Origin of the sequence: Baekduia soli, assembly GCF_007970665.1 — a bacterium.
GTDB classification, from domain to species: domain Bacteria; phylum Actinomycetota; class Thermoleophilia; order Solirubrobacterales; family Solirubrobacteraceae; genus Baekduia; species Baekduia soli.
In genome coordinates this window covers 5,088,606-5,111,503 of sequence record NZ_CP042430.1, presented here as the reverse complement: position 1 = coordinate 5,111,503, position 22,898 = coordinate 5,088,606, and the positions used below count along the sequence as shown (strand labels likewise).

Here is a 22,898-nt window from a genome sequence, read left to right as displayed (position 1 = left end):
CCGAAGCCGCCCGCGAGCCGCGGCCCGGCGCCAGTGACGGATGAGGTGCGCCGGTTCTGGGAATGCCCGGTAGCCTGCGCACACGGATGCCCCCCACGGACGACCCTGACCACGCTCGACGGACGCACCGCCCTGCGGCTGCTCGAGGAGGCGGGCGACCGGGGCATCACGGTCGCCGAGCTGCGGCGCGAGGGCCTGTCGATGCCGGCCCAGGCGCTCTACGAGGTCGAGCTCGCCGGGTGGCCGCTGGAGCGCATCCGCGGGCGCACCCGGCTGCGGCCGGCCGACGCCCCGCCGCCCGAGCCGTTCGAGATGCCGCCCAAGGTCCGCCTGGTCCCTCGCGGTTAGACGCGCGCGACGCTCAGCGGCGGCGCGGGCGCTTGAGCGGGGTGCTCTTCTTCGTCGACTCGGGGATCTGCTCCCCGAGCGCGACCGACTCATAGGACAACAGCACGACGCCGGCGTCCAGCGCGCCGTTGTGATCGGCCTTGGACAGGCGGCGGGCGGCCTCGGCCTCGATCTTCTCCACGCGCGCCAGGAACTTCTGGGCCTCGGCGGCCAGCGCCTTGAACCCGCGCTCGTCGACGCGGGCGGTGCGGCGCTCCAGGACCGCGTCGGCACGGTCGAACCCACCCGAGGCCGCCGACGCGTTGACCACGTCCTCGAGCATCTTCAGCTCCGAGCCCACGGCCGCCTGCTTGGCCACCGGGGACGCCTTGGACCAGTTCTCCTCGGTGACCTTCGGGCGGGCCCTGGCCTTGTAGTGGTGCTCGACGGCGCCGCGCACACGGGTCTCGTCGACGAGCTCGATCAACCCCAGCTTGTGCAGCGTGCGCACGTGATAGGCCGTCGCGCCCAGCGTGGTGCCCAGCCACTGCGACAACTCGTTCGGGCTCGCCTTGCGCTCCGACAACATGGCCATGATCCGCACCCGTACCGGGTGGCTCATGGCCTTGACGTAACGAGGATCATCGATCGCGGTGATGGGCTTCAACGGTGGCATCCAGGCATTTCGACGTAATTGAGGTGACAAACCAACCTTATCCGGAAGGCGTCTGTCCGGACGCTACTTCTGACTGGTTTCCACACCGATCCGTAGATGCTGGCGCGCGACCCGGAGCCCACACCGCACAGCTGTGGTAGTCGTCCCCGGCCGGGCTGACGGCGCTCAGCGCTGAGGACGCCACCCCGCTCAGCGCGGGCCCGTGGCCGCGACGCGCTCCAGGTCGGGCACGAGCGCCGAGAGGTAGGGGGTCGGCACCAGGTCGCCCGGCCCAACGGTGACGTCGCCGGCGTGCGTGCCGTCCCAGCTGCGGGCGGGCGCCGGCGACCCGTTCACCAGTGCCGCGAACGCCGCGTGGGCGACGAGCACGAGGCCGTCGAGCTCGACGCGGTCGAAGTCCGTCCACGCGGTCAGCGGCCGGTCGTCGCGCACCGCGAAGACGTGCTGCAGCTCGCGGTTGGCGACCTCGTCGACGCGGTGCATCCCGAGGGCGTGCAGCTCGTCCATGCGGTAGGTCACCCCGAGCTCCTCCTCGACCTCGCGCAGCCCGTCGGCGACGGACTCGCCGGCCGTGAGGTGGCCGGCGGCGCTGGCGTCGAGGCGGCCCGGCCACGACGCCTTGGCCTGCGCGCGGCGCTGCAGCAGCACGCCGCCCGGGCCGACGACCCACAGGTGGAACGCCAGGTGCCAGTCGCCGTCGCGGTGGACGTCGCCGCGGCGCTTGGTGCCGAGGCGGCGGCCGTGCTCGTCGACGACGTCGAGCAGCTCGTCGTCCATGGCGCCCGGACCGCCGTCAGGCCGTCCGCAGCTCCGGCGCGCGGACCGGTGCGGCGTCGTCGCGGAGGATGCTCCCGTGGCGCCGGCGGACGACGGCGAGCCACGCCACGCCGACCACGGCGAGCACGAACGCCTCGATCTGCGCCGAGGTCAACCCGATGAGCACGTGCTCGTTGCGGCGCAGGAACTCGACGAGGAACCGCTCGACCCCCGAGCCGACGAGGTAGAGGGCGAACAGCACGCCCGGGCGCACGCGGTCGCGCAGGCTCCAGAGCACGAGCGCCAGCAACCCCATCGCGAACGTCTCGTAGATCGGCGTGGGCTGGACGGTCTCGCCGGGCGCCGTGGGCACGGTGCCGTGCGGGTAGCCCATCGCCCACGGCCCGTTCCACGCCTTGCCGTAGTCGCCGTCGCCCGAGACCTGGCAGCCGATGCGCCCGACGGCGTAGCCCAGCGCGAGGCAGGGGCCGGCGATGTCGACGAGGTCGAGCGTGAGGAACCTGCGCCGGCGCGCCCAGAGCACGACGGCGACGATGCCGCCGGCCAGCCCGCCGTACCAGATGAGCCCCGCGCCGCCGAAGATGTCGCCCAGGCTGAGCGAGTCGTGGTTCTGCAGCAGGTAGTAGGCGCGGGCGCCGATGAGGCCGCCGACGAGCGCGACCGTGACGATCTCGTAGGCCCAGTCGACGGGTTTGCCGAGCTCCTTCAGCCGCCGCGCCGCGAGGAAGCCCCAGACCGCAAAGTTCAGGGCGAAGAAGAGCCCGAACGTCTTGATGGAGAGGCCAAGGACGCTGATCTCGGGCTTCACGTCGCCAAGGGTACGCGGCGGGCGGCAGCTAGGGTCCGGTGCCTTGCCCCTGCGCTCCCGGATCGCCGTCGACGTCAGCCCGCTGCGGGCGTCGCGGGATCTCCGGCTGCTCATCGGCGGCGAGGTCGTCACCGGCCTGGGGACCCAGGCCGCGCTGGTCGCGCTGCCCTACCAGATCTACATCGAGACGCGCTCGGCGTTCCTGACCGGCCTGCTCGGCGCGGTCGAGCTCGTGCCCTCATGGTCATGGCCCTGCTGGGCGGCGCGCTGGCCGACCGCCACGACCGCCGCCGCCTGCTGCTCGCCGACCAGGCCGGCCTGGTCGCCGGCGCCGCCGCGCTGGCCGCGCTGGCCTTCATCGGGTCGCCGCCGCTCGTGGCCCTCTACGTCCTCGGAGCGCTCATGGCGGGCTTCGGGGCCGTGCAGAACGTCACGGCCTCATCCATGGTCCCCAACCTGGTCGCCCCCGAGAAGCTGCGCTCCGCCATCGTGCTGAACTTCGGGCTCTACCAGCTCACGCTCGTCGCGGGGCCGGCGCTGGGCGGAGTGCTCATCGGCCTGCTGGGGCTCGGCGCGGCCTACACGGTCGACGCGGTGAGCTGCCTGGCGATCATCGCGGCGGTGTGGGCGATGGCCCCCAGCGGCCGACCGGCGCGACCGGCCCTCACGAGCCGGTCCTGCGCTCGATCGCCGAAGGGCTGCGGTTCGTGCGCGGCAACCAGGCGCTCATGGGGTCCTTCGCGATCGACCTGGTGGCCATGACGTTCGGCATGCCGCGGGCGCTGTTCGCGGTGCTGGCCGTCAGCGTCTACCACGCCGGCGCCGGGGGCACCGGGCTGTTGTACGCGTCGGTGGCGGCGGGCGCGACCGTCGCGGCGCTGAGCACCGGATGGATCGCCCACGCCCGGCGGCTCGGGCTCATCGTGATCTGGGCCGTGGTCGCCTGGGGCGTGGCGATCGCGCTGGCCGGGCTGGCGGGCTCCTTGCTGCTGGCCGCGGCGCTCCTGGCCGTCGCGGGCGCGGCCGACAGCGTCAGCGCGGTCTGCCGCAGCTCGATCAACCAGTCCGTGACGCCCGACGGGCTGCGCGGGCGCATGTCGTCGGTGTTCTCGCTCGTGGTGACCAGCGGCCCCCGGCTGGGCGACGTCGAGGCCGGCTCGGCGGCCGCGCTGGGCGGCGTGCGGTTCTCGGTCGTCTCCGGCGGCCTGGCCTGCGTCGTCGGCGTCGCGGTCATCCTCGTCGCGTTCCCCGCGCTGCTGCGCTATGACGCCGAACGCGTGCTGGCGGCGCCGTCGCCGGCCCGCGGCTGACCGGCGTCCGCGTCGCTATCGTCGCCCCATGGCGAAGACCCTGTACACGGCCCAGGCCCGGGTGGAAGGTGGGCGCGACCACGGACGCGGCGCGTCCTCGGACGGCGAGCTCGAGGTGGATCTCAGGCTGCCGGCCGAGATGGGCGGCCAGGGCGGCGGGACCAACCCCGAGCAGCTCTTCGCCGTCGGCTACGCCGCGTGCTTCGAGGGCGCGCTGGGCGCCGCCGCGCGGCGCCTGAAGGTCGACATCGGCGAGCCGGTGATCGACTCCAAGGTCTCCCTGCACCCCAACGACGCGCGCGGCTTCGACCTGTCGGTGGAGCTCGACGTCACGCTGCCGGCCATCGACGACGCCGCCCGGGCCGTCGGGATCGTGGAGGCCGCCCACAAGATCTGCCCCTACTCCAACGCGACCCGCGGCAACATCCCCGTCACGCTGACGGCCAACGGGCAGGCCGTCCCCGGCCCGGCCTAGGGCCGCCGCCCTCCGGTCCATGGCCGCCCCGGATCCCGACCGCGACACGCGCCCCGCGCCGCCCGGCTGCCCCGAGGGCGTCTGCGGCAGCGAGGTCCCGCCGCTGGTCGGCAGCGTGCTCACGGGCACCGGGCTCACCGTCGCGCAGGCGGCCGCTGCGCTGGCGCGCGGCGAGGAGCCCGCGCTGACCGACGTGCAGCGCCGGATCGCCGAGCGCTGGGCGCTCGAGCACTGAGCGTGCGGCGACGGCGTGCCGTGCGGGCTCAGCCCTGGTCGTCGAGCTCGGCGGCCGGCGAGACCGTGGCCTCGTGCAGCGGCGGCCGGCCGGGTGTGCCGGCGGGTGACGTGGTCGACCCGGGATCCGTCGGGCAGTCCCGACAGCGCGAGATCGACGCGACGTGCCGGCGAGCGCTCGCATCCGTCGACCATCCTCACCGCCGTGGGCTTGTCGCGCTTCATCGTGTGTGGCCCGGCAGGGGCGATCGACCGGCGCGTCGCGCGATGTGTGCCCTTCGTCGAAGCCGTCCCGACCGCCGGTCCAGCGCCGCCGGGAACTAACGCCGATGCTGGCCGACACCGTTCCCTACCGGGGCCACACCAGCGAGGGCCGCCGCGTCGTCGTCGAGGTGCGCGCGCACGCCGTGGTCGGGGTCCTGGCGGGCATCGGGCACTACGGCTGCGCCACGTTCGGCGAGATCGGGCCGCTCGTGGTCCACGAGACCGGCCGGGCGGCGATCGGGGCCGGCGGGCGCTTCCGGTTCGCCGCCGGGGAGCCCGCGCGCCGGCTCACGCTGACGGGCCGGATCTCCCGCGGGCGCCTGCTCGGGACGCTGCGGGTGCAGGGCACGATCGCCACGGGCCAGCGTTGCCGGTCGGACACCCTGCACGTCCGCGCGTCGCGCTGAGTCAAGACGGTCGCGCTGCGGCCGATCCCCGCGGGAGTGGATCGCCTCCTGCGCAGCCGCATCGGCTCCAACCTGACGCTCATCTCCGCGAGCGCCATCGTGCCGACGGCGGCCATGCACTTCGTCATCAGCGAGAAGCACGCGCCGGTGACCGCCGAGCAGCACCTGCTCATCGTCGCGATCGGCTCCATCGTCGCGGCGCTGGCCAGCGGCGCGCTCATGTGGGCGGGCCTGCGCCGGCGCGAGACGCGCGCGGTCGTCGCCGGCGGCGCGTTCGCGACGATGACGCTCATCCTCGCCATCCACGGCCTCGCGACCCCCGGCGTGCTCTTCGGTCCCAACGGCGTCGTCGCGGTCGCGGGCGGGCTGGCGCTGCCCGTCGGCGGGGCGATCCTCACGCTCGCCGCGCTGCCCGCGCTGCGCGGCCCGGCGCACCTGCGCAAGGTGGCCTTCGGGCTCGGCGCGCTGCTGGAGCTCATCCTGCTGCTCGGCGTCCTGGGCCTGGCCTTTCCGTCGCGCGTGCCCGCCGTCCCGGCCTACGGGTCGTGGGAGTCCAAGGCGCTGCTCGTCGTGGGCGTCGGCTTCTTCGGCGTCGTGGCCTGCCGCTCGGTGCGGACGTTCGCGCTGACGCGCCGGCCGGCCGACCTCGTGGTGGTCGTCGGGGTCGTCTGGCTCGCGGTGGCGCTCGTGCCGATCCTCCTGCTGGACCAGTACACGTGGGTCTGGTGGACGGGACACTTCCTCGAGCTGGCCGGCGTCGCCCTGGTCGGCATCCCGGTGGCCGTCGACGTCCATCGCGGGCGCCCGTCCTACCCCTTCGTCGGCGACCTGCCCGCCGCCCAGCTCGTCGCCGAGGAGGAGGCCTTCCTGGGCCCCCAGGTGCGCGTCCTCGTCGCGCGGCTGGCCGACAAGGACACATCGACCGAGCAGCACACCCGCCGCGTCGCCGAGACCGCCGTCGGCATCGGCGAGCGCCTGGGCCTGTCGGCCGGGCGCCTGCGCGACCTGGCGCTGGCCGGCCTGCTGCACGACATCGGCAAGCTCTCGACGCCCGACGCCATCCTGCGCAAGCCCGGCCCGCTGACCGACGAGGAGATGGACGTCATCCGCGAGCATCCCGGCGCCGGCGACGCGCTGCTGGCCGAGCTCGGCTACCCCGAGCGCATCCGCCGCGGCGTCCGCGGCCACCACGAGCGCCTGGACGGCCAGGGCTACCCCGACGGCCTGGCGGCCGACGCCATCGACCTCGAGACCCGGATCCTCGCGGTCGCCGACGTCTGGGACGCGCTGGTCTCCGAGCGCGTCTACCGCCCGGCGTGGCCCGCCGAGCGCGCGATGGGCCTGCTGCAGGAGGAGTCCGGCGCGGCGTTCGACCCGGCGTGCGTGGCGGCGCTGCAGGCGGTCGTGGGGCTCGGGCCGGCGGCGGACGAGCACGCGCCGGCGCCGGCGCCGCTCCCCGTGCGGCTGCCGCGCGCGGCCTAGGACTCGGAGCGCTCCGCGGGGGATCGTTCGGGCATGATCGTGCTCTGGGTCGCCTCCGGCGTCCTATGGACGCTCGATGCGACCCACAGTGGGTCCGGGGCGGCCGGATCCCGCATATCCGAGGGTCAGGACCTACGCCACCGTCCGCTCCAGCGAGCGGTGCAGCCGCGGCGCCGCCCAGTCCTCCGGGCGGGTCTTCTCGATGGCGACACGCGCGCCGCAGCGGTCCAGCGTCACGAAGCCGACCTGGTTGTCGAACGTCGGCCCGTCGACGAAGCGCCACTGCACGGGCTCGGGAGCGACGCCCGCGCTGCGGGCCATCCGCCGGGCCAGCGCGGCCGCCGGGCGCGACAGGGCCGCGCGCAGGACGCGGCGCTCGCGGCGGTCCAGCGGGTTGCGGATCGGCGAGCACACCGCCTGGATCACCGCGCTGCGCAGCGGCGCCAGGCCGGGGAAGGAGGCCTCGGCCAGGTAGGCGTGGTGGACGTCGCCCGACAGCAGGATGATCGAGGCGGGTGCCGGGCCGCGGGCGCCCGAGCCCACGGCGTGGATCAGCTCGGCCAGGCGCACGAACGAGTCGTGGAACGCGGGCCAGTGCTCGAGGTCCAGCGCCTGGCGGACCTTCTCGCCCAGCCGCGCGGCGGTCCGGCCCCACGCCCCGGCGCACACCGCCTCGCTGCAGGCCTCGAGGTGGTGCAGGCCGGGCGACAGCAGCCACGGCAGCGTGGTGGCGATGAGCAGATGGTCGCGCTCGCCGTCCATGCTCTCCTGCACCCAGGCCCAGCCCTCCTCGGAGAGCATCTCGCGGCGCTGCTCGTCGAGCACCCGGCCGGCCCGCGAGTCGAGCACGAGCAGGCGGGTGCGCCCGAAGTCGCGGCGGTAGCTCCAGCGCGTGCCGGCGATCTCTCGCGCGGCCTCCTCGGCGAAGCGCCGCAGCACCGGCTCGGCGTCCTCGCGGCCGCCGCGGACCTCGGCGTAGACCGGGTCCTGCTCCAGCTCGGCGGGCGACAGGTTCCCGAGGTGCTGGTAGATCCAGTACGACATGTAGGCCCCGATGATGCGCTCGCGCCACCAGGGCAGCGCCCGCATCTGCTGGACCCAGGTCCACGAGATGTTCCAGTCGTCGTGGACGTCGTGGTCGTCGAAGATCATCGCGCTGGACACCGTCGACAGCAGCCAGCGCATCGCCGGCGTGCCCCACGCGTCGTGGTACAGCGAGGTGTACTCCTCGAAGTCGGCGATCTGGCCCTCGGGCGGGTCGGCTCGCGCGGGGTCGCCGCGGCGCTCGCGCTCCTCGATCCGGCGCCGGGTGCCCAGCGAGATCTCGTCGGAGTAGACCTGGTCGCCGAGCAGCAGCAGCACGTCGGGGAGATCGGTCGGCGTCCCGCCCCGCAGCCGCTCGGTCAGCGCGAGCAGCGCGTCGACCTCGCGGCCGCGCCTGTCCTGATCCTTGGTCAGCGCGTAGGGCGGCACGTGCGGCACGCAGACCTGGCAGGAGCCGAAGACCGCGTGCAGCGGTCCCTCGGGATCCAGCGTCCGGATCACGCTCGGCGGCCCCTCGGTCTCCGGCGACGGCCAGCGGATCGTGCCGTCGAGCGCGACCTCGTAGGGCGTCGTCGTCGCGGGCTCCAGGCCGCCGACGCACACGAGCGCGTAGTGGTGGCCGGCCACCCAGAACGTCGGCTCCTCGTGGCCGAGCACGCCGACCGTGCACGGGCGGTCGGTCTCGACCCACACCGTGGCCTCCCGCTCGCCGGCGTAGCGGAGCAGGGGACCGAGGACGAGGGCGGGGGGGTCGTCGGGCGAGGCGGGCAAGCGGCCAGCCTAGCGGCGGATCCCGGGTTTGCCACACGGTCCTGCGTGCGATCGGTGGCGATCTGTCCACTGCACCGATGACGGGCCCCACGGCCCGTTGCCGACATGTGGGTCCCCATCCTCGGGCCCCGCGTCGGCGCCGCCGCCGGCGCGCTGGTCCACGACCTGCTGATCGGCGACGTGCTGCTGGCCCGCGACAAGGAGGAGGATCCGACGTGGAGGGCCGGGCCGAGACCGTGGAACGCTCCCGGTTCGAGAAGGCGTCGAGCGCCGTGCGGGAGGGAAGGACGACATCATGATCCTCGGGATCGACCAGGGCACCACGGGTTCGCGCGCCTTCATCTTCGACGAGCAGGGCAAGGTCGTCACGAGCGCCTACTCGGAGTTCGAGCAGTTCTTCCCCCGGCCCGGCCGGGTCGAGCACGACGCCGCCGAGATCTGGGACGTCACCAGGAAGGTCTGCCACGAGGCGCTGCAGGACGCCGGCATCGACGGGAGCGGGCTCACGGCGATCGGCATCACGAACCAGCGCGAGACCGCGGTCGCGTGGGACGGGAAGACGGGCGAGCCGTTGCACCGCGCGATCGTCTGGCAGGACCGGCGCACCGCCGGCCGCTGCGACCGCCTGAAGGCCGAGGGCCTCGAGGCGATGTTCCGCGCGCGCACCGGCCTGGTGCTCGACGCGTACTTCAGCGGCACGAAGTACGAGTGGATGCTCAAGGAGGGCGGCGTCCCCCAGGACGCGCTGTTCGGCACGATCGACGCCTGGCTGCTCTTCAAGCTGACCGGCCGCCACGCCACGGACTACTCCAACGCGTCGCGGACCTTGTTGTTCAACATCCGCGAGCTGGCGTGGGACGCCGAGCTGTGCGAGACGCTCGGGGTGCCCATCGGGTCGCTGCCCGAGCCGGTGCGCAACGCCGAGGTGCTCGGCGAGACCGAGGAGTTCGGCGGCAAGGTCCCCGTCGCGGCGATGGTCGGCGACCAGCAGGGCGCCCTCTACGGGCAGGCCTGCCAGGAGCCGGGCCTGGGCAAGAACACCTACGGCACGGGCAACTTCCTGCTGCAGAACGCGGGCGAGGGCTCGCCGCTGCTCGAGCAGGGCCTCATCACGACGATCGCCTGGGGCATCGGCGACCGCGTCGACTACGCCCTGGAGTCCTCCATGTTCGTCACGGGCGCCGGGATCCAGTGGCTGCGCGACGGGCTGCAGATCATCGAGGCCGCCTCGGAGACCGAGGAGCTGGCGGGCTCGCTGGAGACCAACGACGGCGTGTACTTCGTCCCGGCGCTCACCGGCCTGGGCTCCCCGCACTGGGATCCCTACGCCCGCGGCACGATCGTCGGCCTGACGCGCGGCTCGACCCGGGCCCACATCGCGCGCGCCGCCCTGGAGGCCATCGCCTACCAGACCGTCGACGCGGTCCGCGCCCAGAACACCGCGCTCGGCGTGCGCCTGAAGGAGCTGCGGGCCGACGGCGGCGCGACGGCCAACGCCTGGCTCATGCAGTTCCAGTCCGACGTGCTCGGCGTGCCGGTCGTCATCCCCGAGATCGCCGACACCACCGTGCTCGGCGCGGCCTACCTCGCGGGCGTGGCGACGGGGACCTGGACCGAGGAGGACGTCAAGGGCCTGTGGGCCGAGTCCCGGCGCTACGAGCCCCGGATGAGCGACGACCAGGCGCAATCGCTGCTGGCCGACTGGCGCCGGGCGCTGCAGCGCTCCGGGCGCTGGGTGATCCCCGAGTAGCCTGAGGTCGATGACCGCCGTGCAGGGAGCGCTCAACCCGTCCAGCCGTGCACAGGCGCTGGCGCGCATCGCCGACGAGGAGTTCGACATCGCGATCGTGGGCGGCGGCGTGGTGGGCACGGGCGCCGCCCTGGACGCCGTCAGCCGGGGCCTGAGCGTCGCGCTCGTCGAGGCCCGCGACATCGCGTCGGGCACCTCGTCGCGCTCGAGCAAGCTCATCCACGGCGGCCTGCGCTACCTCGAGCAGCTCGACTTCGCGCTCGTGCGCGAGGCGCTGCACGAGCGCGCGCTCATGCTCGACCGCCTCGCCCCGCACCTCGTGCGCCCGCTGCCGTTCCTGGCGCTGCTGTCGCACCGCGGCTGGGAGCGCCCATACGTCGGCGCGGGCCTGGTGCTCTACGACGCGATGGGCACCGCCCTGGGCCGCGGGCGCGGCGTGCCCGCCCAGCGCCACTACACGCGCGCCCAGACCCTGCGCAAGTTCCCCGCGCTGCGCAAGGACGCCTTCACCGGCTCCATCCGCTACTACGACGCCCAGGTCGACGACGCGCGCCATACGATGTTCCTGGCTCGCACCGCGGCGGCCTACGGCGCCCAGATCGCCACGCGCACCCAGGCCGTCGGGTTCCTGCGCGAGGGCGAGCACGTCACCGGCGTCAAGCTCCGCGACCTCGAGGACGCGGGCGGCGAGCCCATCGAGCTGCGCGCGCGCCAGACCATCAACGCGACGGGCGTGTGGACGGACGACACCCAGGACATGGTCGGCGCGCGCGGGCAGTTCCACGTGCGCGCGTCGAAGGGCATCCACCTGCTCGTGCCGCGCGACCGCATCCACGGCGACTCGGCGCTGACGATCCGCACGGAGAAGAGCGTGCTGTTCGTGATCCCGTGGGGGCGGCACTGGATCCTCGGGACGACCGACACCGACTGGGAGCTCGACAAGTCCCACCCCGCGGCGTCGCGCAAGGACATCGACTACATCCTGGACCACGTCAACCGCTACCTCGTGACCCCGCTGGGCCACGACGACGTGGAGGGCGTCTACGCCGGGCTGCGCCCGCTGCTGGCCGGCGAGTCGGAGGGCACGAGCGCGCTGAGCCGCGAGCACGTGGTGGCCCACCCGGTGCCCGGCCTGGTCGCGGTCGCCGGCGGCAAGTACACCACCTACCGCGTCATGGCCAAGGACGCCGTCGACGCCGCGGTGCACGGCCTGGAGCGCGACGTCCCCGAGTCGGTGACCGACCGCGTGCCGCTGCTGGGCGCCGACGGCTACGTCGCGCGCTTCAACGCCCGCGAGCACCTCGCCGAGGCCAGCGGGCTGCACGTCGCGCGCATCGAGCACCTGCTGCACCGCTACGGCACGCTCGTCGACGACCTGCTCGAGCTCATCGCCGAGGACCCCGACCTCGGCCGCCCGCTGCTGGGCGCCGACGACTACCTGGCCGTCGAGATCCTCTACGCCGCCACCCACGAGGGCGCGGCTCATCTCGAGGACGTCCTGACCCGACGCACGCGGATCTCCATCGAGACCTGGGACCGCGGCCTCAGCGCCGCCGAGCCCGCCGCGCGCCTCGTGGCCGGGCCGCTGGGCTGGGACGAGGACCAGATCGAGCGCGAGTTGCAGCACTACCGCGCCCGCGTCGCGGCCGAGCGCGAGTCCCAGCAGCAGGACGACGACCTCGGCGCCGACTCCGCCCGCCTGGGCGCGCCCGACGTGGCCCCGACGCTGCCCGTCGAGCGCCTGCCGGTGGCCAGGCCGCCGGCAGGCGCCGAGGCGGTCGGGGCGCACGACCCCGCCGGCGAGCCGGTCGCGCCCGGGGGCTAGGCGAGCAGCGGCGCCTCGGGCAGCCGCGTCAGCGCATCCTGCATGTCGGCGTCGGAGAACTCCGGGTCCTCCAGGGTGCCGGCCAGGTACGCGTCGTAGGCCGCCAGGTCGAAGTGTCCGTGGCCGCAGAGGTTGAACAGGATCACGCGCTTCTCGCCGGCCTCGCGGGCGGCCTCGGCCTCCTCGATCGCCGCGCGGATCGCGTGCGCGGGCTCGGGCGCGGGGATCACGCCCTCGGTGCGCGCGAAGCGCACCGCGGCCTCGAACGTCTCGTTCTGGCGGTAGGCGCGGGCCTCGACCAGGCCGGCCCTCACGAGGGCGCTGACCAGCGGCGAGTCGCCGTGGTAGCGCAGGCCACCGGCGTGGACGGGGGCGGGCACGAAGTCGTGGCCCAGCGTGTACATGGGCATGAGCGGCGTCAGCCCGGCGGTGTCGCCGAAGTCGTAGCGGTAGACGCCGCGCGTGAGCGTCGGGCACGCGGCGGGCTCGGCGGCGACGAAGCGCACGTCGCGGTCGCCGCGCAGCTTCTCGCGCAGGAACGGGAACGCGATGCCGCCGAAGTTCGAGCCGCCCCCGACGCAGCCGATGACGACGTCGGGCCGGTCGCCGGCCATCTCCATCTGGGCGATGGCCTCGATGCCGATGACGGTCTGGTGCAGCAGCACGTGGTTGAGGACCGAGCCCAGCGCGTAGTTGGTGTCCTCGCGCTGGGCGGCGACCTCGACGGCCTCGGAGATCGCGATGCCCAGCGACCCCGTCGGGTGGGAGGCGTTCGCGCGGCCGGCCTCCGTGCGGTCGCTGGGGGAGCGGTGCACGGTGCCGCCCCAGGTCTGGATCATCGAGCGCCGGTAGGGCTTCTGGTCATAGGAGGAGCCGACCATCCACACCTCGCACTCCAGGCCGAACAGCGAGCACGCGAACGCGAGGCTCGAGCCCCACTGGCCGGCGCCGGTCTCCGTGGCCAGGCGGGTGATCCCGGCCTCCTTGTTGGCGTAGGCCTGGGGGACGGCGCTGTTGGGCTTGTGCGAGCCGGCAGGCGAGCCGCCCTCGTACTTGTAGTAGATGCGCGCCGGCGTGTTCAGGGCCTGCTCGAGGCGGCGGGCGCGGCGCATCGGGGTCGGGCGCCAGAGCTGGTAGGCGTCGCGCACGGCGTCGGGGATCGCGATGGACGCCTCGGCCGAGACCTCCTGTTCGATGAGCGCCATCGGGAAGATCGCGGCGAGGTCCTCGGGCCCGGCCGGCTGGCCCGTGCGCGGGCTCAGCGGCGGGGGTGGGGGATCGCCGGGCAGATCGGCCGCGATGTTGACCCAGTGCGTCGGGATGTCGTCGGCGGTGAGGAGGAAGGTCGTGCGGTCGTCGGCCATGGCGATCGGATCCTACGCCGCGACGCCCCACCGCCGCCGAGCTGGCGCACGCGGCCGTGCAGCAGCTCGAGAAGGGCGACGGTGGGGCGGAACGGGTCGGCGATCGCCGACCCGTCGTGCAGCGCGACCGCGGCGCACAGCGCGCCGTCGACCTCGGCCAGCAGCAGCGGGCCGGCGGGCACGCGCGCGCTGTCCAGGGCGGCCAGGCGTGCGAGGGCCGCGGCGTCGTCTCCGGACGCCGGGCGGATCGTGACGGTGGTCATCTACGCCGCCGCCTGCAGCAGCGCCTCGGCCAGCCCCGCGCCCGCGCCGGAGGCGCAGCGCTCGGGGTGCCACTGGACGCCGAGCGCGAAGCGCCGGCCGGGGACCTCGAGCGCCTCGACCAGGCCGTCGTCGGCGACGGAGGTCACGCGCAGCCCGCGGCCGAGGCGCTGCACGGCCTGGTGGTGCTCGGAGACGACCTCCGGCGCGCCGCCGAGGATGCGGTGCGTCAGCGTCCCGTGCAGCGTGCGGACGCCGTGGGCCTCGCGGTGGTCGAGGTGGTCGAAGCCGGCCGCGGGCAGGTGCTGGTGCAGGTCGCCGCCGTGCAGGACGTTGAGCAGCTGCGCGCCCGAGCAGACGCCGAGCACCGGCAGATCGGCGGCCAGCGCGGCGCGCAGCGCGGCCAGGTCGCGCAGGTGGCGCGTGAGGTCGGTGCCCAGCAGGTGCGGCCCGGCCGGGTGGCCGTAGAGCGCGGGGTGGATGTCGCGCTCGCTGCCGCCGAGGACCAGCGCGTCGGCGCCGGCGAGGTCCAGGCCGGCGCGCGTGCCGTCCAGCGTGCGGACGCGGGCGCCGGCGGCGCGCAGCCACGCCTCGTAGGGCCCCGGGTCCTCGTGGCCGAGCAGGAGCAGGACCGTCGGGCGCGTGTCGTCGCCCGACAGCGCCGCGTGGACGTCGGCGAACGCGGCGCGGGCGCGCGCCACGCGCTTGCGGGCGGCGTCCTCGCCGATGTCCAGGAGGTCGCCGATCTCGCGCAACGACAGCCCGGCCTCGAAGCGCAGCAGGAGCACGAGGCGCTGGTGCGGGGTGAGGCGGGCGAGCGCGGCGCGCGGGCCGTCGGGCTCGGGGTGGGCGGCGGGGCTCGCGAGTTCGGCGTGCAGCGGCACGTGGTCGCGGCGCCGGCGGCGGCGCAGCTCGTCGAGGGCGAGGTTGCGTCCCGTGCGGTGCAGCCAGGCGCGCAGGACCGGGGCGGGCGCCCCGGCCGGGGCGCCCGCGACGGCGCGGGCGAAGGTCTCCTGGCACAGGTCCTCCGCGGTCTGCACGTCGCCGACCATGCGGGTCAGGCGCCGCGTCAGCGGGACGGTCTGCTCGGTGAGGATCGTGTCGAAGGTCATCTCGTCCTGGGAGACGACGGGCGGGTCCCGGACCGGACGCCGGCGGTCGCCCGATCCTACGATGGCCCGATGGCCTGCACCTTCTGCGCGATCGCCGCCGGCGACCTGCCCGCGTCGATCGTCCTGCAGGACGACGACCATGTCGCCTTCCTGGACACCCGCCCGCTGTTCCACGGCCACACGCTGCTGGTGCCGCGCGCCCACGTCGCGACGCTGCCCGACCTGCCGCCGGCCGCGGTCGGTCCGTACTTCGAGCGGGTGCAGCGCCTGAGCGTCGCGGTCCGCGACGCGATGGACGCGACGGGGACGTTCGTGGCGATGAACAACGTGGTCTCCCAGAGCGTGCCCCACCTGCACTGCCACGTCGTGCCGCGCCGGTTCAAGGACGGCCTGCGCGGGTTCTTCTGGCCGCGCACCACGTACGCCGACGACGCGGAGCGCGAGGCGGTGGCGGCGGCGGTGCGGGGGGCGCTGGGCGCCTAGGTGTCCTGTGGACGCTCGATGCGACCCAGAGTGGGTCCGGGGCGTGTGCCGATCCCCACGAGCGCCCGAACCGCCGCGCACATGCCGGGCGGAACGCCACCCTCAGCCCGTCCCGATCCCCCGCGTCATCACGCTCGCCAGGTAGTCCGCCAGGGCGTCGGCCTCCCACGCCCCGGGCTCCTCGAGCTGGATGCGGAAGCCGATCTCGGCCAGCGCCACGAGCAGGCGGCCCAGGACGCCGGCCTCGCGCTCGGGCACGCCGCTCCACGAGACCAGGACCTCGGCCATCCGGCGTTCCCAGGCCTCGCGACCGCGCTGGACGCGGTCGTCGCCCTGGCGCTGAAGGTAGATGACGCGGAACGCGTCGGGCTCGGCCTGCACCGCGTGCAGCAGCGCGGCGAGCCCATGGCGCAGGAGCTCCTCGCGGTCGCCCGGGTCGCCGGGCTGGGGCACCGACGCCTCGACGCGCTCCCAGAGCTTGCGCTCCTCTCGGCGCTGGAGCACGGCGAACAGCTCGTCCTTGGAGTCGAAGCACGAGTAGAGCACGGGCTTGGAGACCCCGGCGGCGTCGGCGATCGCCTGCATCGACACCGCGTCATAGCCGTCGCGGGCGAAGAGCGGCAGCGCCGCGTCGAGCAGGAGCGGCCGGCGCAGCTGCGGCCCGAGATGGGCGGCGCGGGTGCGCACGGCGCGGCGCTAGGGGATCCGGATGCCCGAGATGGCCCGCGCGATGACCAGCTGCTGCATCTCGCTCGTGCCCTCGAAGATGGTGTAGATCTTGGCGTCGCGGTGCCAGCGCTCGACGGGGTACTCCCGCGTGTAGCCGTTGCCGCCGAGGATCTGGATCGCTCGCTCGGTCGCCCACACGGCGACCTCGCCGGCCTTGAGCTTGCTCATCGACCCCTCTGCGTGCTCGAAGGGCAGGTTGTTGCGGGCCATCCACGACGCGCGCCACACGAGCAGCCGGGCCGCGTCGATCTCCATCTTCATGTTGGCCAGCGCGAACGCGATGGACTGGTTCTCGATGATCCTGCGGCCGAACTGCTCGCGCTCCTTGGCGTAGTCCAGCGCGTACTCGTACGCGGCGCGGGCGACGCCCAGCGCCTGCGCGCCGACGACCGGACGGGTGGCCTCGAACGTCGCCATCGCGGCCTGCGTCTTGCCCTTCTTGCCCTCGCGGACGCGCGCCAGGCGCTCGTCGAGCTTCTCCTTGCCGCCGAGCAGGTTGGCGCCCGGGATGCGGCAGTCGTCGAGGTGGATGTCGGCGGTGTGCGAGGCGCGCAGCCCGTGCTTCTTGACCTTGGCGCCCTGCTCGATGCCGGGCGTGGAGATCGGCACGACGAACGCGGCGTGGCCGCGCGAGCCCAGCTCGCGGTCGGTCTGGGCGATGATGACGTGGACGTCGGCGATGCCGCCGTTCGTCGCCCACGCCTTCTGGCCGTTGAGCACCCACGTGTCGGTCGCCGCGTCGTAGCGCGCGCTCGTCCGGATGTTGGAGACATCGGACCCGGCGTTGGGCTCCGAGGCGCAGAACGCGCCGACCTTGACGTCGTCGGGCGTCCCGTAGCACTGGGGGATCCACTCGAGGACCTGCTCCCAGGTGCCCTGCCCGGCGATGGCCGCGGCGGCCAGGCCGGTGCCCATGATGGCCATGCCGATCCCGGCGTCGCCCCAGAAGAGCTCCTCCTGGACGATGGGCATCGTGAGCCCGGTCGGATCGGCGGCGAACTGCTGGATGGACTCGAAGCCGTAGAGGCCGATCTTCGCGGCCTCCTGGATGATCGGCCACGGCGTCTCCTCACGCTCGTCCCACTCGTGGGCCGCGGGGCGCACGACGCCCTCGGCGAACCCGTGGACCCACTCCCTCAGGTCCTTCTGGTCCTGGGTGAGGGCGAGGGTGAACTGGGGCTCGGCGGGGCCTGCGCCCTCGTCATGGGGTGCCTCGGCGGTGCTGGCCATACCGTGAAGCTACCAGGAAGTAGGAACGGAGGCGTTCAGTCGAGTCAGCCGGCGGGGAACACCCAGCCGGCCAGGGCCACGAACTGCACGGCGGCGGCGGCGATCACCAGCAGGTGGAAGACCTCGTGGAAGCCGAACGTCCGCGGCCACGGGTCCGGGCGCCGGGTCGCGTAGACGACCGCGCCCACCGTGTAGAGCACGCCCCCGGAGGCCAGCAGGACCAGCGGGGCGATCGGCAGCCCGGAGATGAGCTGGGGCAGCGCGGCGACCGAGACCCAGCCCAGCGCGAGGTAGCAGCCCGCGCTGACCGCGCGCGGGGCGGTGATCCACGCCAGGCTGAGGACGATCCCGACCGCGGCGCCGGTCCAGGCCGCGCCGAGGATCGCCCAGCGCAGCGCGCCGTGCATGACCAGCAGCGCCACCGGCGTGTAGGACGCGGCGATGAAGACGAAGATCGTGCTGTGGTCCAGGCGGCGCAGCATGGGGCGCCAGCGCGGGTTCCAGGGCCAGCGGTGGTAGACGCCGCTGGCGGCGAACAGCGCGCACAGACCGCCGCCGTAGACGACGGCGCTGACGCGCGCGGCGCCCGGCGCGACGAGCGCCGTGAGCGTCACCGCGGCGGCCAGCGCGGCCCAGAAGGCATAGGCATGGGTGACGCCGCGCAGCAGCGGGCGCAGCTCGTCCTCGATGACGGCACGGGGGCATAGGCCCCCTTCAGGCTAGGTCGTCGTGTCGGGCAGATGGCGCCCGACCACCGCGACGATGATCCCGCGCGGGACCTCGGGGTCGCTGCCGTCGCTCACGTGCAGGTAGATCCGGGCGATGAACTGCGCGCCCGACCCGGAGCCCAGTCCGATGTGCGGGCCGACCCACAGCTTCCGGCTCGAGCCCTCCAGCGCGAACGTGTAGTCGTCCTCGTAGCGCTTGCGCGTGGTCTCGGCGACGTCGGGGCGCCACTGCGTGATCCCGTGCTCGGCCGCGGCCTGGCCGAGCGACCTGCCCATGTCGCCGGCGATGTAGCGCCCGGCGAGCTCGTCCAGGCCGCGCAGCGTGCGCAGCACGAGCCCGGGCCGGCGGAACGGCGACTCGGCGGCGGTCTCGAAGGCCTTGGGGGCGAAGCGCAGGTGCCGCGCCTCGGCCGCGGCGCGCTGCACGGCCTCCAGGACCGTGGCCGGGGGCGCCTCGTCCTCCTCGGCCGGGGCGGCGTCGGAGGCGCGCGTGTCGACGCGGGCCAGCAGCCGGGTCAGCTCGGTGATCGTGCGCCGGTCGCCCTCGCGCTCGGCGCGCAGGCGCTCCATGCGCTCGTGCAGCTCGTCGCGCGCCTGCTGCCCGGCGGCCTGCTGGGCCAGCGCGCGCTCCATCTCCTCCAGCAGCTCGACGTCGGCCCCGCCGGCGCGGGCGTCGGCGTCGGCCTGCGCGGCGGCGTGCAGTGCGTCGGCCTGGGCCTCCAGCGCGGTGACGCGCGCGGCGAGGGCGTCGCGCTCGCGCAGCGCGGCGTCGCGGACGGCCTCGGCCTCCTGGCGCGCGCCGTCGGCCTCCTCGCGCTTGGCCCGGGCGACCTCTTCCCGGCGGCGCAGCTCGGGGATCTTGCGCTCCTCCTCCTCGAGCTTGCGCACCCGCAGCTCGAGCTCCTTCTCGCGCGCCGCCAGCCCCTCGTGGGCGGCCAGCGCGCGCTCGATCAGCTCGCCGAACACCGCGTCGTCGATCCCGGAGGCGTCGAGCATCTTGTCCCACGAGCCGAAGACGGCCTCGACCTCGCTGGCCGTCGGCCAGCCCGCGTCGGGGTCGAAGTCCTCGGGCTCGGGGGCGTAGCCCGTCAGGCCCGTGAAGCGCCAGACGGCGTGCAGGATCTCCAGGCGGTCCAGCGCGTCGCGCGTGTCGGCCCACCAGTGCGCGTCGCCCTTGGGCGCGGGGCGCTCGTCGAGCCGCAGCCCCATCTGCTCCAGCGCCTGCTCGGCGGCCCGCCGCGCGTAGTACTCCTGGCGCAGCTGGGCGGTCGTCGGCTCGGCGCCCTTGGCGGGGCGCGCCGGGCGCGTGGGCTTCTTCTTCGCCACGCGGCGGACCGTAGCGGGTAGGACTGGAGGCATGACCCCACGGCGCAGCGACGACGACGACTGGGTGGGCACGCCCCCCGAGGGCCGTCACACCCGCGATCAGGCCGACCCCGCCTACTGGCAGCGCAACTGGCAGGCCCAGGCCATCGTCTTCGGCCTGCTCTTCATCGGCGTGGTGATCGTGGTGCTGCTCGCGCTGCTGTGACGCTCAGTTGACCGTCGGGTCCACCGGCATCCGGGCGAGGAGGCGGAACTGGCCGCCCTTGCGATCCAGGATGCGGCCCCACAGGTCGGGGGCGTCGGGGGCGAAGACGTCCTCGGCGCGCGCGGGCTCGACGATCCAGTCCTCGCGCTCGATCTCGGCCTCGAGCTGGCCGGGGCCCCACCCGGCGTAGCCGGCGAAGATCCGCCGCTGCGCCGTCGCGTCGCCGAGGCGCTGCAGGCCCGTGCTGTCGGAGACGAGCCCGATGGCGTCGACGACGAGGAACGCGGCCTCGCCCGGGTCCTCGAACTCCGCCAGGACGACGATCGCCGCCGGCTCCACGGGGCCGCCGACGTAGACGACCTCGTCGTCGTCGACCACGCCGTCGAGCTCGGGCACGGCCTCGGAGACCTCCGTGTCGCTGGGCCGGTTGAGCACGATGCCCAGTGCGCCGGCGTCGTCGTGGTTGGCGATGGCGACGACGGTCCGCGCGAAGTTCGGATCCGCGAGGGCGGGGGAGGCGAGGAGGAGGTGACCCTGCAACGAGCCCATGTGCGCCCATGGTGCCACGGCGGGCGCCGCCGATCACGCCGGGGCCGCGCGCGGACATGCCGCCGGCGCTCGCGGAGGAGCGCACCGGACCCCGGCGAAGGTGGTCTGCATACGGACGTGCACCGATCAGCACCGTAAAGTGCCTTCTCCTACGGAAAACCGGTCCAAAGTGAGGACGTCGGCGATGCCTGATCGACATGCTCGTGTTTGTCCTGAGTCAGACGGGGAATCCAGAAGTGTGGTGTCCACCCAGGCAATGACCCAACGTCCGCTGATCTCGATCCTCGATGCCGATCCCGAGATGGGTGCCGGCCTCAGCGGGGACGCGCGCGAGCTCGCGCGTCGCCACGCGGTCGCGATCGTCCACGCGCTCCCGACGGGACCGTTCGACTTCCCCTCGCCCAACGGTGAGAGCGCCGCGCCCGCCGTGGGCCTGCTCGTCCTCGACGGGCTGATCACGCGGGACGTCGAGCTCGCCAAGCGCTCGACCACCGAGCTCCTCGGCCAGGGCGACATCATCCGCCCGTGGGACGACGAGGCCTCCCTGGAGCCGCTGCCCGGCAGCGTCTCGTGGGCGGTGCTCGAGCCCGCGCGGGTCGCCGTCCTGGACCGCCGCTTCGCCGCCGTCGCCGGGCGATGGCCGTCCATGCTCGACATGCTCGTCCAGCGCACGATCCGCCGCTCGCGGCAGCTCTCGGTGCAGCGCGCGATCGCCCAGGTCCCACGCGTCGATGCCCGGGTGCTGGTGCTGTTGTGGCTGCTCGCCGACCGCTGGGGCCGCGTCTCGCCGCAGGGCGTGCGCGTGCCGCTGGCGCTGACGCACGAGACGATCGGCAAGCTCGTCGGCGCCCGCCGGCCGTCGGTCACGACCGCGCTGGGCGTCCTGACCCGCCGCGGCCTCGTCGAGCGCACCGACACGGGCTGGCTGCTGCACGGCGATCCGCACGAGGCACTGCCCGAGCTGCTGTAGGTCAGCCGAGCAGGGCCGACAGGACCGTCGACAGCGCGCGGGGATCGACCCCGTGCGCACGCTCGAAGCGTCGCCGGTCGCCGTCGTCGGCGAGCGCGAGGACGAGCTCCTCGCGCGTCGAGCCGGCGTGGCAGGCCGTCGTGTCCAGCAGCTCGAGCGCCCGGTCCTGCAGGAAGCCCTCCACGCCGCCGGTGCCCGGCAGCGGCCGGGGCCGGCACGGGTCGCGCAGCGCGACCGGGGTCGGCGCCACCGCCGCGTGCAGGCCCAGGTAGGCCAGCGGGACGACGACGACCACCGCCGCGACCGCCGCCAGCCCGAGCGCCGTCCCCCGGGCCGGGCGCGGCCCGGGGGCCAGCGCCAGCGCGGCCAGGAGCGCCAGCGCGCCGGTGACCAGGAACCCGGTGCGGAACGCCTCGCCCACCGCGAGCACCAGCGTCGCGTCGGTGGCGTGGGCCAGGGCGTCGTAGGCGGCACGGTCACCCGTCGTGATCGACGCGCGGCCCTGCGCCAGCGCCGCACGCAGCCCGCGCCGCGGCTGGTCCTCGTTGACGCCGGCCAGCAGGTCGGGCGCCAGCCGCAGCTTGTCGGCGGGCGAGAGCCTGGCGTCGAGGACGATCGCGACGCCGCGCTCGCGGGCCCGGTCGGTCGAGGACGTGAGGTCGGCGGAGACGATCGGCGCGAGGACCAGGAGCGCCAGCGCGATCCCGGCGTGGCGCAGGACGAGCAGGCGCGCGGCGTCGCGGGCGTCGCGCTCCGGGAGCAGCTCTCCGCCCAGCGCCGGCAGCGCCAGGCCCATCCCGAGCCCGGCCGCGGCCTGGGGCACGACGGTCCACAGCAGTCGGGCATCGGGCAGGAACGCCAGCGCCAGCACGCCGGCGGCGACCAGGCCGCACCCTGCGCCGGCGCGCAGGCGCGCGTCGCCGCCGATCCGCGCGCCCGCCAGCGCCCCCAGCGGGATGACCGTGACCGCTGCGGCCGCGCTCAGCGGCGCGACGTCCCAGCCCGCGACGAGCAGCAGGACCAGCAGGAACAGGACGGCGGTCAGGGCCGCGGAGACCAGCGCCAGCCCGATCGCGGGCCCGGCCCGCCAGCGGTCCTCGCCCGATTCGGTCTCCGGCCGCCCGACGGCCGGTGCCGGCGCCGGCTCGCGCAGCGCGACGACGGCCGCCAGTGCCGCGACGGGCGCCTGCACGTAGAAGATCGATCGCCACGAGAACGCCTCGGTCAGGGCGCCGCCGAGCGCCGGCCCGACCGCCGAGGCCAGCACGGCGGCCCCGAGCCACAGGCGGCGGCCGTGGGCGCCCGCGGCGCCGCGCGGCTCGAGCAGTGCGAAGACGGCGACCAGTGCCGCGGCGCCGCCGACGGCCTGCACGCCGCGGGCGGCGAGCAGCAGGCCCAGGGAGCTCCCGGCGCCGCAGACCACGGAGGCCGCGGCGAACACGAGCATCCCGGCCGCCGCGGTGCGCGGCGCGCCGGCGACCCGCGACAGGCGCTCGGCGGGCAGCAGTGCGGCGGCGAGCACCACGGTGTAGACGCCGAGGATCGACGCCACGCCCTCCACGGAGGTGTCGAGCTCGCGCAGGAGCTGGGGCAGCGCGAGCGTGACGACCGAGGCGTCGGCGAGCGCGAGGCCGGCGGCAACGGCGAGCAGGACGTGACGGGCGCGCATGCGGGTCGGAGTGTGGCGTGTGGGTGGCGCTCCGCTCGGAGCGTCGTGGTGCGCCGGACATCACGCCTTCGTCGCCCCGCAAGCGCGCCTGGCGAGCGCGTGACGGGGCGGAGCGCCACAAA

At 74.6% G+C, this 22,898-nt stretch carries 24 protein-coding genes and 1 pseudogene; 12 read left to right on the top strand and 13 right to left on the bottom strand.

Going from position 1 to position 22,898, the window contains the following annotated elements; translation table 11 throughout:
• The first annotated feature begins 33 nt into the window (after positions 1 to 33).
• On the top strand, positions 34 to 348 hold the full coding sequence (locus tag FSW04_RS24895; RefSeq protein ID WP_146923190.1) for a hypothetical protein: 315 nt from the start codon (positions 34 to 36) through the stop codon (positions 346 to 348).
• Positions 349 to 361: 13 nt separating this feature from the next.
• On the opposite strand, the gene FSW04_RS24890 is transcribed toward FSW04_RS24895, so the two are convergent.
• The 3 genes from FSW04_RS24890 to FSW04_RS24880 all read right to left on the bottom strand — a co-directional run bounded on the left by FSW04_RS24890 (position 362) and on the right by FSW04_RS24880 (position 2,588).
• Complete coding sequence (locus tag FSW04_RS24890; RefSeq protein WP_187369085.1) at positions 362 to 949, bottom strand: helix-turn-helix domain-containing protein; 588 nt, start codon at positions 947 to 949, stop codon at positions 362 to 364.
• A 243-nt stretch (positions 950 to 1,192) separates the two neighbouring features.
• A complete protein-coding gene (locus FSW04_RS24885) occupies positions 1,193 to 1,780 on the bottom strand; it encodes an NUDIX hydrolase (RefSeq protein ID WP_146923186.1) in 588 nt (195 codons plus the stop codon).
• 16 nt (positions 1,781 to 1,796) lie between these two features.
• Positions 1,797 to 2,588, bottom strand: a complete 792-nt coding sequence (locus FSW04_RS24880; protein ID WP_146923184.1) for a prolipoprotein diacylglyceryl transferase — start codon at positions 2,586 to 2,588, stop codon at positions 1,797 to 1,799.
• Between the two features lie 240 nt (positions 2,589 to 2,828).
• On the opposite strand from FSW04_RS24880, the gene FSW04_RS28060 reads away from it, so the two are divergent.
• From FSW04_RS28060 to FSW04_RS24850, 6 genes are all read left to right on the top strand, one after another.
• Positions 2,829 to 3,350: an MFS transporter gene (locus FSW04_RS28060; protein WP_146923182.1), complete on the top strand. Its 522-nt coding sequence runs from the start codon at positions 2,829 to 2,831 to the stop codon at positions 3,348 to 3,350.
• Positions 3,296 to 3,898 (top strand): hypothetical protein, encoded by a 603-nt coding sequence (locus FSW04_RS28055; RefSeq protein WP_187369509.1) that lies wholly within the window; start codon positions 3,296 to 3,298, stop codon positions 3,896 to 3,898. Before FSW04_RS28060 ends, FSW04_RS28055 begins: the two co-directional genes overlap by 55 nt.
• A 28-nt stretch (positions 3,899 to 3,926) precedes the next feature.
• The gene (locus tag FSW04_RS24865) at positions 3,927 to 4,373 is read left to right on the top strand and encodes an organic hydroperoxide resistance protein (protein ID WP_146923178.1); all 447 of its coding nucleotides are present in this window, start codon (positions 3,927 to 3,929) and stop codon (positions 4,371 to 4,373) included.
• 19 nt (positions 4,374 to 4,392) lie between these two features.
• The gene (locus FSW04_RS24860) at positions 4,393 to 4,608 is read left to right on the top strand and encodes a hypothetical protein (RefSeq protein WP_146923176.1); all 216 of its coding nucleotides are present in this window, start codon (positions 4,393 to 4,395) and stop codon (positions 4,606 to 4,608) included.
• 328 nt (positions 4,609 to 4,936) lie between these two features.
• Entirely contained in the window at positions 4,937 to 5,278 is a 342-nt protein-coding gene (locus tag FSW04_RS24855; protein ID WP_146923174.1) for a hypothetical protein, read from the top strand.
• Between the two features lie 36 nt (positions 5,279 to 5,314).
• Complete coding sequence (locus FSW04_RS24850) at positions 5,315 to 6,760, top strand: HD-GYP domain-containing protein (RefSeq protein ID WP_146923171.1); 1,446 nt, start codon at positions 5,315 to 5,317, stop codon at positions 6,758 to 6,760.
• A gap of 132 nt (positions 6,761 to 6,892) precedes the next feature.
• Here FSW04_RS24850 and FSW04_RS24845 read toward each other — a convergent pair whose 3' ends face one another.
• Positions 6,893 to 8,575, bottom strand: a complete 1,683-nt coding sequence (locus tag FSW04_RS24845; protein ID WP_146923169.1) for an alkaline phosphatase D family protein — start codon at positions 8,573 to 8,575, stop codon at positions 6,893 to 6,895.
• A 295-nt stretch (positions 8,576 to 8,870) separates the two neighbouring features.
• On the opposite strand from FSW04_RS24845, the gene glpK reads away from it, so the two are divergent.
• A complete protein-coding gene (glpK, locus tag FSW04_RS24840) occupies positions 8,871 to 10,325 on the top strand; it encodes a glycerol kinase GlpK (protein WP_146923167.1) in 1,455 nt (484 codons plus the stop codon).
• Between the two features lie 10 nt (positions 10,326 to 10,335).
• Positions 10,336 to 12,048: pseudogene (locus FSW04_RS24835) on the top strand (glycerol-3-phosphate dehydrogenase/oxidase); the annotation flags it as partial.
• A 98-nt stretch (positions 12,049 to 12,146) separates the two neighbouring features.
• Here FSW04_RS24835 and FSW04_RS24830 read toward each other — a convergent pair.
• Genes FSW04_RS24830 through FSW04_RS24820 form a run of 3 tightly spaced genes read right to left on the bottom strand, consistent with a single transcriptional unit; the run spans position 12,147 to position 14,887 of the window.
• Positions 12,147 to 13,514, bottom strand: coding sequence for a TrpB-like pyridoxal phosphate-dependent enzyme (locus FSW04_RS24830; RefSeq protein WP_146923163.1), 1,368 nt, complete (start codon positions 13,512 to 13,514; stop codon positions 12,147 to 12,149).
• Positions 13,409 to 13,777 carry a hypothetical protein gene (locus FSW04_RS24825; protein ID WP_146923161.1) on the bottom strand — a complete coding sequence of 123 codons (369 nt, stop codon included), beginning with the start codon at positions 13,775 to 13,777 and terminating at the stop codon, positions 13,409 to 13,411. Before FSW04_RS24825 ends, FSW04_RS24830 begins: the two co-directional genes overlap by 106 nt.
• Complete coding sequence (locus tag FSW04_RS24820; protein ID WP_187369084.1) at positions 13,778 to 14,887, bottom strand: gamma-glutamyl-gamma-aminobutyrate hydrolase family protein; 1,110 nt, start codon at positions 14,885 to 14,887, stop codon at positions 13,778 to 13,780.
• Positions 14,888 to 14,956: 69 nt separating this feature from the next.
• Here FSW04_RS24820 and FSW04_RS24815 point away from each other — a divergent pair, with 69 nt between their 5' ends.
• A complete protein-coding gene (locus FSW04_RS24815) occupies positions 14,957 to 15,370 on the top strand; it encodes an HIT family protein (RefSeq protein WP_146923157.1) in 414 nt (137 codons plus the stop codon).
• A 102-nt stretch (positions 15,371 to 15,472) separates the two neighbouring features.
• Here the strand turns inward: FSW04_RS24815 and FSW04_RS24810 are convergent, their stop codons facing one another.
• From FSW04_RS24810 to FSW04_RS24795, 4 genes are all read right to left on the bottom strand, one after another.
• Entirely contained in the window at positions 15,473 to 16,057 is a 585-nt protein-coding gene (locus tag FSW04_RS24810; protein WP_146923155.1) for a TetR/AcrR family transcriptional regulator, read from the bottom strand.
• Between the two features lie 9 nt (positions 16,058 to 16,066).
• On the bottom strand, positions 16,067 to 17,329 hold the full coding sequence (locus tag FSW04_RS24805; protein WP_146923153.1) for an acyl-CoA dehydrogenase family protein: 1,263 nt from the start codon (positions 17,327 to 17,329) through the stop codon (positions 16,067 to 16,069).
• 44 nt (positions 17,330 to 17,373) lie between these two features.
• Entirely contained in the window at positions 17,374 to 17,943 is a 570-nt protein-coding gene (gene trhA / locus FSW04_RS24800; protein WP_321167676.1) for a PAQR family membrane homeostasis protein TrhA, read from the bottom strand.
• A gap of 105 nt (positions 17,944 to 18,048) precedes the next feature.
• The gene (locus tag FSW04_RS24795) at positions 18,049 to 19,383 is read right to left on the bottom strand and encodes a coiled-coil domain-containing protein (RefSeq protein ID WP_146923149.1); all 1,335 of its coding nucleotides are present in this window, start codon (positions 19,381 to 19,383) and stop codon (positions 18,049 to 18,051) included.
• Between the two features lie 31 nt (positions 19,384 to 19,414).
• Here FSW04_RS24795 and FSW04_RS26620 point away from each other — a divergent pair, with 31 nt between their 5' ends.
• The gene (locus FSW04_RS26620; protein ID WP_187369083.1) at positions 19,415 to 19,588 is read left to right on the top strand and encodes a hypothetical protein; all 174 of its coding nucleotides are present in this window, start codon (positions 19,415 to 19,417) and stop codon (positions 19,586 to 19,588) included.
• A gap of 3 nt (positions 19,589 to 19,591) precedes the next feature.
• Here the strand turns inward: FSW04_RS26620 and FSW04_RS24790 are convergent, their stop codons facing one another.
• The gene (locus tag FSW04_RS24790; RefSeq protein ID WP_146923147.1) at positions 19,592 to 20,137 is read right to left on the bottom strand and encodes a YqgE/AlgH family protein; all 546 of its coding nucleotides are present in this window, start codon (positions 20,135 to 20,137) and stop codon (positions 19,592 to 19,594) included.
• Between the two features lie 241 nt (positions 20,138 to 20,378).
• Here FSW04_RS24790 and FSW04_RS24785 point away from each other — a divergent pair, with 241 nt between their 5' ends.
• Positions 20,379 to 21,107, top strand: coding sequence for a Crp/Fnr family transcriptional regulator (locus FSW04_RS24785; RefSeq protein WP_187369082.1), 729 nt, complete (start codon positions 20,379 to 20,381; stop codon positions 21,105 to 21,107).
• 1 nt (position 21,108) lies between these two features.
• On the opposite strand, the gene FSW04_RS24780 is transcribed toward FSW04_RS24785, so the two are convergent.
• On the bottom strand, positions 21,109 to 22,776 hold the full coding sequence (locus FSW04_RS24780) for an MFS transporter (RefSeq protein WP_146923143.1): 1,668 nt from the start codon (positions 22,774 to 22,776) through the stop codon (positions 21,109 to 21,111).
• Positions 22,777 to 22,898 lie beyond the last annotated feature (122 nt).